At 42.4% G+C, this 13,967-nt stretch carries 11 protein-coding genes; 1 reads left to right on the top strand and 10 read right to left on the bottom strand.

Annotated features, from left to right (window positions below; genetic code table 11):
- Positions 1-15: 15 nt before the first annotated feature.
- The 8 genes from BMW45_RS06115 to BMW45_RS06150 form a co-directional block, all read right to left on the bottom strand.
- On the bottom strand, positions 16-3,006 hold the full coding sequence (locus tag BMW45_RS06115) for a glycoside hydrolase family 2 TIM barrel-domain containing protein (RefSeq protein ID WP_092241385.1): 2,991 nt from the start codon (positions 3,004-3,006) through the stop codon (positions 16-18).
- Positions 3,007-3,102: 96 nt separating this feature from the next.
- Positions 3,103-3,924, bottom strand: coding sequence for a carbohydrate ABC transporter permease (locus tag BMW45_RS06120; protein WP_092241387.1), 822 nt, complete (start codon positions 3,922-3,924; stop codon positions 3,103-3,105).
- The gene (locus tag BMW45_RS06125; protein WP_092241389.1) at positions 3,924-4,844 is read right to left on the bottom strand and encodes a carbohydrate ABC transporter permease; all 921 of its coding nucleotides are present in this window, start codon (positions 4,842-4,844) and stop codon (positions 3,924-3,926) included. The genes BMW45_RS06120 and BMW45_RS06125 overlap by 1 nt, the downstream gene beginning before the upstream one ends.
- 103 nt (positions 4,845-4,947) lie before the next feature.
- Positions 4,948-6,186, bottom strand: a complete 1,239-nt coding sequence (locus BMW45_RS06130; RefSeq protein WP_092241391.1) for an ABC transporter substrate-binding protein — start codon at positions 6,184-6,186, stop codon at positions 4,948-4,950.
- A 780-nt stretch (positions 6,187-6,966) separates the two neighbouring features.
- Positions 6,967-7,737 (bottom strand): DUF6612 family protein, encoded by a 771-nt coding sequence (locus BMW45_RS06135; protein ID WP_092241392.1) that lies wholly within the window; start codon positions 7,735-7,737, stop codon positions 6,967-6,969.
- A gap of 190 nt (positions 7,738-7,927) precedes the next feature.
- Positions 7,928-9,274, bottom strand: a complete 1,347-nt coding sequence (locus BMW45_RS06140; RefSeq protein ID WP_025230726.1) for a glucose-6-phosphate isomerase — start codon at positions 9,272-9,274, stop codon at positions 7,928-7,930.
- A 205-nt stretch (positions 9,275-9,479) separates the two neighbouring features.
- Positions 9,480-10,421 (bottom strand): hypothetical protein, encoded by a 942-nt coding sequence (locus BMW45_RS06145; RefSeq protein ID WP_092241393.1) that lies wholly within the window; start codon positions 10,419-10,421, stop codon positions 9,480-9,482.
- Between the two features lie 127 nt (positions 10,422-10,548).
- Positions 10,549-11,247 (bottom strand): 5'-methylthioadenosine/adenosylhomocysteine nucleosidase, encoded by a 699-nt coding sequence (locus tag BMW45_RS06150; protein WP_092241394.1) that lies wholly within the window; start codon positions 11,245-11,247, stop codon positions 10,549-10,551.
- A 381-nt stretch (positions 11,248-11,628) separates the two neighbouring features.
- Between BMW45_RS06150 and BMW45_RS06155 the strand changes: the two genes are divergently transcribed.
- Positions 11,629-11,880, top strand: a complete 252-nt coding sequence (locus BMW45_RS06155; protein WP_025230723.1) for a TIGR03905 family TSCPD domain-containing protein — start codon at positions 11,629-11,631, stop codon at positions 11,878-11,880.
- Positions 11,881-12,264: 384 nt separating this feature from the next.
- Here the strand turns inward: BMW45_RS06155 and BMW45_RS28365 are convergent, their stop codons facing one another.
- Positions 12,265-12,801 carry a hypothetical protein gene (locus tag BMW45_RS28365; RefSeq protein ID WP_242882927.1) on the bottom strand — a complete coding sequence of 179 codons (537 nt, stop codon included), beginning with the start codon at positions 12,799-12,801 and terminating at the stop codon, positions 12,265-12,267.
- Positions 12,802-12,907: 106 nt separating this feature from the next.
- Positions 12,908-13,966: an ABC transporter ATP-binding protein gene (locus BMW45_RS06165; protein WP_092241395.1), complete on the bottom strand. Its 1,059-nt coding sequence runs from the start codon at positions 13,964-13,966 to the stop codon at positions 12,908-12,910.
- Position 13,967: the final 1 nt, after the last annotated feature.

Here is a 13,967-nt window from a genome sequence, read left to right on the forward strand (position 1 = left end):
CTCCTTTACGTCTTCCTAGTCCAAATAACGCTTCTTTGCTTCCTTCTTTATTTCCCCGTCATCAACCACCTGCAGCACAAATGCCATAGAAAAGTCTTGAAGCTTAACTTTAAATTCTTCCATCTGTTCCTCTCCGCAGCTATTGCTTCCAAGGCCGGACTGTAAATAATCCAAATGGATTTCAACATGGTCTGCCCGTTGTATCTGGAATGGGTGCTTTGCCTCTTCCAGGCTTTCATCTGTATAATTTGCCAGATTCAGTCCCAAAGGCGCTTCCATTTTACATAACAGGCTCTTATTCCCATCTCCTATTCCAAACCACTTTACCTCTTCCCTATGACCATTTTCCTGGGGGAATACATAGTTGGTTCCCATTTCATTCACAGAGCTGGAATAAATCCTCATCGTGCTGGCAGCTCTGCTGTCTGAATAGCTTTCACCGGGTCCAAGGCCATACCATACGGCCTTTTGCAGGGACCGATTCCCCTTCATGACCACACCAATTCTGGGCAGGAAAGAAGGTTCCAGTTTTCCTCTCTGGATGGCCTTGCCCTGTAAATTCACCTTAACCTGGCCGCAGGAATAGATGGTATATTCATAGTCACATTCAAAGCCCCAGGACTGATTTACGCATCCAAAATATTTTCCAATCGAAACAACCACTTTATCCGCCCCTGTTTCATAGGTAAAATATTCTGTCTGCTCACTGGATTTCTGAATAAAGTATTTATTCAGCCAATCCTCTTTTTTATACATGTCATTATCGATGGTGGCACGGTATACGCTCACCGCCGGACCTTCGCTTAAATATTCCTGGTCTTCTGCCGCAACAGACAACAGTTTCCCAAATATTTTATGGAACGTTACTGTAACTGCCCCATTCCCAACCTTGAGGATATCCGCTGTTTCAGATACTTTCAATGGTTCTCCTTTGGAACGTTCCTCCAATACATCACAACTTATATCCAGCGGAAACTGTACTTTTGAAATTTCATGGCCGGCTTTTGCAACGTTCGTATCCTCTTTCTGGCAGACCGTAATGTTCAGATAGTAATCGGTATTTGCTTCTGGCGTGAATGGAAGAAAAGGTATGGTTACTTTCTCAGTTTCATGAGGAAGGGCCGTCATATGGGAAATGCATCCTTCCTGAATGATATGTTCTTCTGTTTGGATCTCCCACCGTAAAGAAACATGGCCTAAGGTCAGGAAGTCATAATAGTTTCTTACAAGAATCTCCCGTCCAGCACCTATTCTTGTCACTTCCACCGGAGCAATGACCTGTTTATATTCCAGCATGGCAGGGGATGGGGTTCTATCCGGCATTAGCAGCCCATCGATGCAGAAATTCCCGTTGGTAGGAAAATCCCCGTAATTCCCCCCATAGCGGTAGTAAGTCTCATTTTCTTCTTCTGTAAGTATTCCATGGTCATACCATTCCCACAAAAAACCGCCCTGAAGCCGTTTATATTTGCGGTACATCTCCTGATATGCCTTTAATCCGCCCGGTCCATTTCCCATTGCGTGACCATATTCACACATCACGTGAGGTTTATTCCCTTTAAAATCTGATTCTCCGATCTCTTTCAGCCTTTTCAGCCTTGTGTACATGGTAGAATACACGTCGGTCACTTCTGCTTCATAATCTCCCTCATAGTGGAGCAGCCTGGAAGCATCCAGTTCTTTTACTGCCTTGGCAGCACTTCTGAAATTACAGCCGAAGCTGGATTCATTTCCCATGGACCACATGATAATGCAAGGATGATTCCTGTTCCGTTTTACCATGCGCACGCTTCTGTCCACATAGGCTTCCTCCCAGGATGGGTCATTTGTAATCCAGTCATACCGCTCTACCCATTCAAATCCATGGCATTCTAAATCTGCTTCATCAATCACATAGAGCCCATATTCATCGCACAAATCATACAGATATCCATTGGCAGGATAGTGGGAACAGCGCAGAGCATTGATATTATGCTGTTTCATAAGCAGGATATCAGCTTTCATCTGTTCCTGTGTGACACAGCGCCCTTCTTTGGGATGGAAGTCATGATGATTCACACCATTTAACAGAATCACCTGATTATTTACCGTAAAGTTATTATCTTTTATTTCAATCTTTCGAAATCCAACACGTACCACAACTTCATGCTTACCTGCAGATACTTTCAGTTCATATAAATTAGGGGTTTCTGCCGTCCAAAGGTCAGCACCGGGAATGATCTCCTTTACGTGTGCTTTGCCCTCTTTTGTCTGAAAGATTCCGCTGGTAACTGCCTTTCCATCCCTTTCCAATTTCCATGTACCATCGCAAATTTCCTGCTTTGTGGTAATATCTGCTCTTAAGATCCCGTTAATATAAGAGCTGTCCAAATCTCCATCCACGGTACAATCCAAAATACCGTCTTTCGGTTCATTGATTAATTCAACATCACGATAAATCCCGGAAAGCCACCACATATCCTGGTCTTCCAAATACGTTCCATCCGACCATTTATAGACCCGTACTGTAATATCATTTTCCCCTTCCTGGATATAGGCTGTAATATCGAATTCACTTGGAAGGCGGCTGACCTTACTGTATCCTGCATGTGTTCCATTGATCCATACATCAAATGCACTGTCCACACCGTGGAATTTTAATATAGTATCATTCCAAATCCACTCCCTGTTGATGTGGACTGTTTTTTTATAAATTCCTGTGGGATTTTCTGAGGGTACAAATGGCGGATTAATCGGAAACAAATATAACACATCCGTATAGTGCATCCGGTCATATCCTCTTAACTGCCACACAGAAGGCACATCAATCATATCCCAGTCTGTTTCTGTTCCTTTGTTCATAAATCCTTCCGGGGACAGTTCCGGCGCTTCCAAATAGAGGAATTTCCACTCTCCGTTTAAATTAATTCTGGAAGCAGAATCTTTATAAAATTCTGTACGGGCTTCCCTTCTTCCAATATGTCCCAGCGCCTGGTCTTCCCATCTCTTTTTTGTTCGCCTTATCATCTTTGTTTCTCCTCTATGTGTTTGTGTCAAAAAATATATAGCCGGGAAGAAAACAGTGCATCGATGCACATGAAATACTTAACCCGGCTGCTCTTTCTATTTAATAGAACCACTTGTCCCTTCTACAATATACTTTTGCGCAATAATGAATATAATAATTGGCGGGATAATCATAATGATTGTAATACAAAGCATAGGGATAATCCGTGTGCTGTGAACTCCCTTAAAGGTTGCAAGACCTAAAGCAAGTGTATATTTGCTTCTGTCATGAAGGAAAATCAATGGTCCAAGATAATCATTCCACACCGTAATCATATTTAATACGCCTACCAGAATGAGGGAAGGCTTTAAGATCGGCATGTAAATCTTCCAATAAATCTGAAATGCATTGGCACCGTCAATTCGCGCCGCCTCTTCAAAGTCCCCCGGAACCCCCATTAAGAACTGCCTCATTAAGAAAATATAGTAGGCCGAGCCAAACCATGCTGGCACAACCAGCGGTTTTAATGTATTAATCCAGCCAAATAAATTAAATTCCATATATTGAGGAATCATGGTAACATCCCATGGAATCATCATAGTAGAAAGCAAAATCATAAATAACAGGTTTTTTCCTTTAAATTCAAACCTAGCAAAACCATATGCCACCAAGGAACAGGAAAGGATCTGCCCTGCAGTCGTCAAAACCGTTATGATAATTGAATTTTTTAAGTATGTACCAAAGGGCTGTGATTCCCATGCGTTTTTAAAATTTTCAAACAGCCATTTTGAAGGGAATAGCCTGGGCGGATAGGCAATGGCTTCTGCTTCCGTCTTAAAGGCAGTAAAAAACATATAAACAAAAGGTGCAAGAAAGTAAACTGCAACAGCAGTCAGAAGGGTATAGATAATCACTTTTGACTTCTTGGACATTTTCATTATTTTTTACCTCCCCTTTTTTTCTTTCCATTCTTTGCTTCCGTTTCATAGAAAACCCATGTAGAAGAAGACTTAAAGATCAGTGCCGTCAGAATTAAGATAATAATAAACATCACCCATGCATTGGCGCTTGCATAGCCCAGCTTATGGTGCTTAAACGCATTGTTATAGGTATACAGCCCATAGAAATAGGTGGATTTTAACGGTCCGCCTCCAGTCAGCAGCATTACCAGCGTCACCTGCTGGAAAGAGCTGATAACAGAAGTGATTAAATTAAACAAAATGGTAGGTGTAATAATCGGCAGCGTAATACTGAAAAACTGTCTTGCCGGACTGGCTCCGTCTAAAGATGATGCTTCATATAAATCAATTGATATATTCTTAATATCCGTGTAGAAAATAAGCATCATCGTTCCTACACCAAAAGCACTGGCCAAAACAACTGCAAACAGCGCCCAGGCAGGGTCTACCAGCCATCTGGGGCCTGTAATCCCCAGTAAGGATAATAAATAATTCAATACGCCATAGTCCCCATTTAAAATCCAGCCCCAGATAATCGATACCGCAACGCCGGAAATAACTGCCGGTATATAGAAAATCGTACGGTACATTTTTACGCCGGTTACCGGCTGTGTGATTAACATTGCAAGGAACAGCGCAATCGCCATATTAAGCGGTACAAAAATCGCTGCATACTTCAAGCTGATTGTAAGGGACTTCCAGAACTGAGTATCTTTTGTAAACATCTCAGTATAATTGCCAACCCCCTTAAATACCGGATCAGACGTCAATGGCCAGTCAAAAAAGCTCATGCCCAGGGACAGAATAAGCGGTCCGATTGTAAATACTAAAAACCCAATAATCCACGGAGTAATGAAGAAATATGGAGTTGCATTCCTTAAAAACTTTTTTTGCTTCATAGCGTTTCTCCCATTAAGCTGATTCTTTTTCGTAGCCCCTTAGAGGAATCCGGCTATCTGGTGACGATTCACCAGACGGCCAAATTCTTCTTTTCTATTTTGTTTACTGCTGTGCCGCACTGTTCAATACATCCGGTACGCTCTGAAGAGAACTTGGATTAAATACTTCTTCAAAGGACAAGGACAGGTTTTCTGATAATTCTGACCATTCTTTAATAATAAAGCTTGCAGAAGTATATCCCGTGCTTTGTTCAAGCATTAAGTAGAATGGTGCATATTCCGGCTGATCCATAATCTTTTCAGATTCTACAACACTGCTAAGTACCGGTAATTCCAGGCCAATACGCGCTTTATTGGATTCTTCATTGGTCCAGAATTTCACAAATTCCCATGCTGCTTCTTTATTCTTGCTGTCTTTTGAAATGGAGATACCGGAAGAGCTTAAAATACTGACAGAATCTTTTCCTGCATTGGCAAAAGCAGGAATCGCAACCACGCCGTAGTTTAAACCGTCTTCCTTTAAGGAATTAATTGACCACGCACCATAAACATACATTGCTACTGCTCCGGAACGGAATTCATCGGTTCCGCTTTTTTCCGTTGCAACTGCATATCCATCTTTCTCCATATCCTGGAACATCTGGAACACTTCCTCTGATTCTTTGGAATTAATATTTCCCTCCAGCTTTCCCTCATTGTCACAATACGCTGCTCCATTGCTCCATAAATACATTTCAAAATCATATGGATCCGGCTTCATCGGGAATGCAAAGCCTTTTGCAGAGGTTTTTTCAGATATGGTCTTTGCCGCTTGCTGCAAATCATCCCATGTCCAATCATTGGTAGGCTCAGAAATTCCTGCTTCCTGGAATAAATCCTTATTATAGAACAAGGTGTGTGTCGTAAATCCGATCGGAATACCATATATCTGTCCATCCATGGAATTGTAATTCCATAAGGTATCATAGAAATTAACTTTATATGCTTCCCCCTCTTTTTCAATGAAGCTATCCAGCGGTTCTAACCCCTGATAATACGCCGGATAATTCCACATATACATCACATCAGGAGTATCCCCGGATCCCATACCTGCGCTGATTTTTGTATCAAAATCTTTTCCATAGGCTTCCAGAGCTACTTCAATATCCTCATGCGCCGCATTAAACTTATCCACCAGTTCCTGCTGGCGGTCTACATCTTCTGCCACATCCCAGGATGCAAAACGGATTTTAGTTTTTCCGCCTTTTGCTGAATCCTGATTGGCTTTACTTCCGCCGCATCCACTTAATACGGTTATAACTGTCAGAGATAACATACATAATGCTGCCAACTTTCTTTTCATAAAAATACCTCCTCTTTTTTGATAAAATCATTATATAATTTACTAGGTAATTTTTCAACATTTTTAGTCGAATCTTTGTATTTTCTTCTATTTTTAACATTTTTCATATATTATATTTGTGCACAATTACCTGTTTTTATGATTATCATTAACTTTTTATATTTTTTCCAAATATTCTTCCAGTAAATCTTTACCACGTTTTACTAATATTTATAGGCAATGTTCTTAACACCCTTGCTATATATAAGGTATGGAGAAGGAAGATTCAAAGGCGGAAGATTATTGTTCTAACAAAATGAGTGCACAGTAAAAAACAGGAATCTCTCAATGGTATATTTTTTAGATGAAAAGTGGGAAATTGCAGCTAGGCAGGAATTATAGAAAATGACTTCCATGAACAGAAAGACTCAAACCCAAATTTGTATGCCTTATGTATAAATAATTTATCGCGGATTTAGCATATCAAAGTACTATTTGGTTTCTTCCAGAAAAAGTTTAGGTAATATAGGATTCGAATCGATATATTTATTAACAGACCATACAGAATTGTACGAAAAGTGTGATTAAGAATTTATGGCAATGGTAAATGGAGATAATGACAGTTATGAATAAATGTATAGCTTTCACATAGAGATAAACTCAAAATATTTATAAAAGGCAAAGGCGGAAGCTATCTGGCATATCCTGCCGCTTCAAATGCCTTTGCCTTTCTGAATATTCCTTAATACTTCATTGATTAGGTATGAGCTAATGATGGGAACTTTTTATTATGCAATCGATTTACTGGTTTTCCATTGCGCTTGCATCGATTTCCGTATATCCCTCCAGATCCGGCGCTGTGACCTCAACGGTTTGACCAGGATTGTTGTAGGTGGAATCCGTATCCATAACCATAGCTATCGTCTCACCCTGAGTATTCATTTCAAGGGACATCTTGACCTTTGAGTTTGTAAAGTACCCATCCTTATTGACCGTTGCTTCACCGCTTGCCTCTTTGATGGTGTAAGTTACGCCTTCCATGTTGGTTCCTAACTGTCCCATCATGTCCTGAACGTAGGCATCCATCTTTTCAGCATCAACCGTAAAGGTAAGGACCTGGTTATTTCCATCCTTCTTCGCCGTGATCTCCTTGAGATAAGAAGAATTTACGCTTGCACCTTCTGTGCTCTGCTTTACCTGTTTCATCATGGCATCTAAATCCATGGCGTATTTCACCTTCTGGCCCATGGAATCCATATAATAATAACCGTTCTCATAATACATGAGGATATCCAGATTCTGGCCCATAAGTGAAGTGGTCCCCTTAGCCAGATATCTCATGTTCTCGGTGTTAATGTCCGCCATCTTCATATCAAGATCCATATTGATGTCTGTGGTTTCCTCTCCCTGGGTCATTTGCATGTTGATCACAGAGGTCACATCCATGGATGTCAGCTCCGACGTTTTTTTCGAGGCCTCATCATAAAGCACCTTTGGATCCTTTTCCCCCTTGCAAGCAGTCAATGACAGGGCCGTAGCCACAGCAAGTAAAAGCATTAAATATTTTTTCATATCTTCCTCCTTTAATTATGTGTTTTTATCACAATTATAAGTATACTATACTGCACCGGCATTTCATATCTAAGTTTTTCTTAAATATCTCTTTATTGTTCCCAATTAAGCCAAAAAATATATAAACGCCGGTACTCCGGTCCGACTTTTTTAAGTCTGAACCAGAATACCGGCGTTTCCTGCCAACACTCTATAACCTCTTTAAGAGTTCCTCCCTTTCCTTCTCATATCCAGGTTTTCCAAGAAGTGCGAACATATTCTTCTTATAGCTTTCTACTCCTGGCTGGTTAAACGGATTTACACCCAAAATATATCCGCTGATGCCACAAGCATATTCAAAGAAGTAGAGCAGCTGTCCCAGGCTGTACTCATCCTGTCCGGGTATCCTTACCATAAGATTTGGCACGTTTCCGTCGGTATGAGCCAGAATGGTTCCGTTCATAGCACTCTTATTAACAAAATCAACGCTCTTTCCTGCAAGGTAGTTCATACCATCGGTATCAACTGCTTCTTCCTTGAGGAGAATTTCCGCGGACGATTCTTCGACATCCAGCACGGTTTCAAACATAATTCTGGCCCCATCCTGAATAAACTGTCCCATAGAGTGCAAGTCTGTGGTTAAATCCACTGCGGCTGGAAAAATCCCTCTTTGATCTTTTCCTTCACTTTCTCCAAATAACTGCTTCCACCACTCGGAAACATAATGAAGGCTTGGCTCATAGTTTGCCACGATCTCCACCGTTTTCCCTTTCCGAAGCAGGATATTGCGCACAGCCGCATACTGAAGGGCGCCGTTTGACTCATAGGGCGCTTCCAGGGCTTCCATCCTGGCCGCCTCCGCGCCTTCCATTAATTTATCAATATCAGCGCCGGATACTGCAATCGGAAGAAGGCCGACTGCTGTAAGCACTGAGAAACGTCCTCCTACGTCATCCGGAACCACGAAAGATTCATAGCCTTCCTCGTCAGCCAGATTCTTCAGAGCGCCCCTTGCCTTATCCGTAGTGGCATAAATCCTTTTATTTGCCTCTTCACGGCCATATTTCTCAATCAGCATATCCTTAAATACCCGGAAAGCGATTGCCGGCTCTGTGGTGGTTCCTGATTTTGATATAATATTAACGGAGAAATCCTTTCCTTCCAGCACATCCTTTAGGTCATGGATGTATTTGCTGCTGATGCTATTTCCAACGAAATAAATCTCCGGAGTTTTACGTTTTCCTTTTGGCAATACATTGTAAAAGCTGTGGGATAAAAATTCTATGGCTGCCCTGGCTCCAAGATAGGAACCGCCGATACCGATGACCAGCAGAACATCCGAATCATTTTGAATCTTCTCTGCTGCCATCTTTATTCTCTGGAATTCTTCCTTATCATAATCCACCGGAAGATCGATCCAACCCAAGAAATCACTGCCTGCACCAGACTTGTCCATCAGCACACTCTTTGCACACATTGCTGTGGCCTTCATGTTCTCCATTTCCTCTGCTGATACAAATCCTGCTGCCCTGGAATAATCAAAAATTACATTTCCCATTGCTATTATTCTCCTTTTCCTTCTATTCTCGCAACGGCAGCGAGCCGAAGCCAAGCAATCCTGACCTTGGCAACTGCCTGCGGGGCCAAATACCCGTAACTAGCTATGGGTTATTTGACTTCAGGTTTCTGACTCCCTGCTTAGGAAAATTATACCACAGAATGGTTCTGAATGCGACATGATTTTCTTTCCGCCTTCCAAACGTTCATGTTAAATATTCCTGGAGAATTTCACCGATCAGCTTTAACTCATCAGGGCTTAAATCCTTTAACCAGTCCTCTCCCTGCCTGCCGCCCCGTTCTCTTTCCCTACTGGCGGCAATCTGTTCCAGGCTCCGTTTTAAGTAATCCACATCCCGCCTGGAGTTCTTAAGGTCTGGCTGCGCCTGGCTTTCCGCTCTTTCGGGCACCTGCTCTGGAGCATCAGAAAATACATCCATGGACTGTTTTTGAGTGCGGCTCCTTAAGGGTTTTTCTAAGGTACCATTTCTTTGCCTTGCGCTTCGCCTGTCTGCCTTCTTGTCCTGCTCCGGCTCGACTTCTACTCCTCCCTTTGGTGACTGGGAATAAATGGATCTTATATTTTCACGGGTTTCCATATGAGGCCCCGACATTGCCTGTGTTTCCTCTCTTTCCATATCCAACCGGTAAATCAACGTATTCTCCAGATAATTGTCCAGAGTCGCAAACAGCTGCTGCCGCTTCTCCACAATTCCTGCGCCGTGGTCTACCAGAATAGTAAACAGTCCGCCCATGATACCTGCAGAGCCATACAAGACTATGTAATAAGAATCGGCACGGAACCAGTAGGATGCAAATGCCGCCGCACCTCCTGCCAGAAAGCACCAGAGTGTCATTTGGTTGGAAAATATATTCCAGCCGTGGAGTGTTACTCCCATATATTTAAAATCATACATCTGCCGTTCCAGATACGGCTTTACCTTTGGGATTCCCTGGTTAATCTGGTACGTGTTTTCCGTCTTCTGTTTAAATGCCCGAAGACTCTTGTTTTTGGTCAATGTAAGGTTATCAGATTCTTTGATTAATCTTTTGTAGAGGTTACGTGTCAGCCATCTGGTGACAATGCCGATGCCGCACAGGGCTCCCAGCACGAATAGCGCCTTGCCTGTCTGTAAAAATTCCAGCATAATTATAACTCCCCTTTCTTTCCGGTTTCGACCGGTGATAGGTTTATTATAATCACACGATTTCGCTTTGGGAAGATGAGAGAGCCTAGAATCGTTCGTCAAATCCTGTCAGGATTCGATTCTTAACCTAATATGAATACCGTTCAGCTATGGCTAAAATAAGGTTCACAGAATGCCTTACCGCCTTCTCCTCAAACTCGCTATAGTCCATATTTGCGCTGTCATCCGCCTTATCTGAAATGGCTCTGATGATGAGAAAAGGGATGTGGTTTAAGTACGCCGCCTGTGCGATCGCAGCCCCTTCCATTTCCGTACAATATCCCCCAAAGGTATCCCCTATCCACTGTTTTTTAACCTTATCAGAAATAAACTGGTCCCCTGAAACTACCCTTCCGACGAAAACTTCAATCTCAGGATTGACCTTCCTGCAGCACTCTTCAGCCAGATTCCGAAGCCTTTCATCTGCTTGAAAAGCAAATTCCTTCATCTGGGGAATCTGCCCTGCAGGGTATCCAAAGCCTGTGGCATCCATATCATGATGGACCGTATCTGTGGACAGCACCACATCCCCGATGTTGATTTCATTCTTCAGAGAACCGGCGATTCCGGTATTGATGACCGCAGTCACATGGTAATGATCGGCCAGAATCTGAGTGCAGATTGCCGCGTTTACCTTGCCGATGCCGGAACGAACCACCACCGCTTCCTTCCCTTTTAAGATTCCTCTATAAAAATCCATTGCAGCGATGGTCTCTACCGTAACATCCTCCATGGCTTTTTTTACTTCTGCCACCTCTACATCCATGGCCCCGATGATTCCTAACATAATTGTTCTCCTTTCCATTCAAGCCCGCGTTTTCCGGGCATATAAGTACACTGCTACCTATTATAACAGTTTGTATTAAATTTGTCAGGAAAAATACATGGGAAAATGCATTGGGAAAATACTGTTCTTTTAATAATACACGTAGCCAAACCCGGCTTTGATCATGGCTTCCCGGCCTCATAGGTAAACCTCCCTTGCCTAATTCAGCCACAATGCCGCTGAATTTTGAATTAGTGGGTTAATTTTTCATTTTTTATGTAAATTTATCCATTAGCGCTTTTAATATCTCCGAGTATGCAAAGAACTATTGACAACCAAGCCCGGATTTCCTATAATTTTAAAATCCGTTATAAGAAATTTTACAAATTGGAGGAATTTAAGTTGAAATATAAAACACACGGCGTCTGTTCACAGGAGATTAATTTTGAAGTTGAGGATAACAAGCTGGTTCAGGTTCAGTTTGTAGGCGGCTGCTCCGGCAACACCCAGGGCGTGGCCCGGCTGGTGGAAGGCATGGATGTAGATGAAGCCATTCGAAGACTGGAAGGGATCCAGTGCGGATTCAGGCCCACGTCCTGCCCGGACCAGCTTGCGGAAGCATTGAAGCAATACAAAGAATATAACAATAAATAACAAAGCGGCTTTTGGGCAAAGCCCCATAAGCCGTATAAGCCTGGAAATTCGCTTCTGATTAACGGTCTGGCCTTGCTGAGCCAACACCTTGATTATGGTTTAAGAATTTATAATAACCAGCTCTTGATACATTTAAGGTTTTGCAAGCCTTCTTGATGTTTAAAGAATCTTGATGTTCTTTGATATAAATGAAATCTTATGTATTCTTTTTCTTCACGAAGGCTTGGAATTTTTTTAAAAGTTCGAGTTCTTTACGAAATTCCATTCGCATGATACATATTCCGAAAACCGCAAATCTAACCTTGAATGTACCAGGAAAGTTTCGCAGTATTTTTTCGTATCGTTCCAGCGATTGCCATTCTGCAGGCACTACTGTCTATGCAGTTATACAATAGGTAATTCGTTCTCCTGCTCCATATACCGGCAAAATATGAAGATGCCGCACAAAAACTCGGGTTGAAACTCCTCCGCTGCGTCAAGATTCCAGCCACCAGAAAAGATTCCCCTGCGCAGGAGAGTGAGAATCACTTTACCAGAGGGGTCGGACAAACGGTAATTTTGACTGTTGATCATTTGGAGAAGTCCGCTTCGATCCTGAAACATGAGCTCGACGGAATTTACCCGTTGCATCCTGTAGATGAACTTCCCCACAATGGCGGGGTCGTTTTCGTCCGCATATTTTGGAACGCCGGATAACAGAATCTCGCCTCCAGAATTTTTCAGCAGGTATTGCCTGGAGCCGGCACCAAGAATTCGCTCCCCTGTGAGTGTCTTCGTCTGGATTTGAGTGAGAAATTGCTTTTCTCCTGCAATGATTTGCTTTTCTAGACCGAACAAACGGTTGTGAATGTTGGCCAATGCCGGACCAGCAGCTTTATTGTCTGTCTGGTACAGTGTGCCCGACTTTAAAAGAAGGTTCATCTTATCACCTCCGAAATAAGCTAAAAACAGAAAAGATACATATCACCGACACATACTATGGCAAGAACATAATTCATAAATAAATAGTGTTTTATATACTGAACTGTCAGATGGTAAATATATCGCTGGGCTGAAAAGATCTGTTTTCCGCCAGACGCACCTGTGTGTCATTGTAAAGATATAGACGGTAAATCAGTACACTGACTTCTTCCCCGATAGCGAGAAATTCATCTTCTAAGGAACGGTATGCAACCAGCTTAATCCCACCGACATTTAATCTCAATTCTAACATGTTGCCGCGAAAAAAGCTGTCTTCTACGATTGCACGTTGAGAAGCGTGTGGATAAACCTCTTTTTCCGGTCTTGTGACCCTTATAAATTCAGGACGAAAAACGGCTTTTTCATAGCCCTCTTCAAATTCAAAACCACTGAGCCGGCTGTAATCCTCTACAATAATGGATTCACCAATAAATCTTGCAGCAAAAGGTGTAGACGGATTTTTATAAATCTCCACTGGTGACCCGATTTGTTCAATATGGCCTGTATTCGTGATAATGATTTCATCCGCTACCTCGACTGCTTCCTCCTGATCGTGGGTAACAAAGATACTGGTGATCCCAACCTTATTTATAGTCTCTCTCAGCCATGTACGCAATTCTTTGCGCACCTTAGCATCAATAGCGGCAAAGGGTTCATCAAGCAGCAGCAGATGAGGGTTCGGTGCAAGCGCCCTGGCAAAAGCCACACGCTGCTTCTGCCCTCCTGAAAGTTGATGAGGATGGCGGTTTTCCAACCCTTTTAGCCCGATGAGCTCGATGAGTTCGTTTACTCGCTGTTTGGTATACGCCTTATCTTTTTTCTGTACCTCCAGGCCAAATGCAATATTATCAAAAACAGTCATATAACGAAAAAGGGCGTAATTTTGAAATACAAAGCCGATACCGCGTTTACTGGCAGGAAGATCGTTTACACACTGACCATCGATAAAAATATCACCGCTATCCGGTGCTTCCAGTCCTGCAATCATACGTAAAATAGTTGTTTTCCCGCTCCCTGAGGGACCCAGCAACCCTATCAGCTTTCCTTTTTCAATGGAAAAACTGATGTCTTCCGCTGCCTGATAAGAACCAAATTTTTTATTGATATTTTTTAGCTGTACATACATA

It is taken from the genome of Lacrimispora sphenoides (assembly GCF_900105215.1).
Lineage (GTDB): Bacteria > Bacillota > Clostridia > Lachnospirales > Lachnospiraceae > Lacrimispora > Lacrimispora sphenoides_A.

What these genes read in the sequence shown, in the direction of transcription:
- BMW45_RS06115 (WP_092241385.1), bottom strand. Translation starts at nt 3,006, where the DNA reads ATGATAAGGCGAACAAAAAAGAGATGGGAAGACCAGGCGCTGGGACAT.
- BMW45_RS06120 (WP_092241387.1), bottom strand. Translation starts at nt 3,924, where the DNA reads ATGAAAATGTCCAAGAAGTCAAAAGTGATTATCTATACCCTTCTGACT.
- BMW45_RS06125 (WP_092241389.1), bottom strand. Translation starts at nt 4,844, where the DNA reads ATGAAGCAAAAAAAGTTTTTAAGGAATGCAACTCCATATTTCTTCATT.
- BMW45_RS06130 (WP_092241391.1), bottom strand. Translation starts at nt 6,186, where the DNA reads ATGAAAAGAAAGTTGGCAGCATTATGTATGTTATCTCTGACAGTTATA.
- BMW45_RS06135 (WP_092241392.1), bottom strand. Translation starts at nt 7,737, where the DNA reads ATGAAAAAATATTTAATGCTTTTACTTGCTGTGGCTACGGCCCTGTCA.
- BMW45_RS06140 (WP_025230726.1), bottom strand. Translation starts at nt 9,274, where the DNA reads ATGGGAAATGTAATTTTTGATTATTCCAGGGCAGCAGGATTTGTATCA.
- BMW45_RS06145 (WP_092241393.1), bottom strand. Translation starts at nt 10,421, where the DNA reads ATGCTGGAATTTTTACAGACAGGCAAGGCGCTATTCGTGCTGGGAGCC.
- BMW45_RS06150 (WP_092241394.1), bottom strand. Translation starts at nt 11,247, where the DNA reads ATGTTAGGAATCATCGGGGCCATGGATGTAGAGGTGGCAGAAGTAAAA.
- BMW45_RS28365 (WP_242882927.1), bottom strand. Translation starts at nt 12,801, where the DNA reads ATGAACCTTCTTTTAAAGTCGGGCACACTGTACCAGACAGACAATAAA.
- BMW45_RS06165 (WP_092241395.1), bottom strand. Translation starts at nt 13,966, where the DNA reads ATGTATGTACAGCTAAAAAATATCAATAAAAAATTTGGTTCTTATCAG.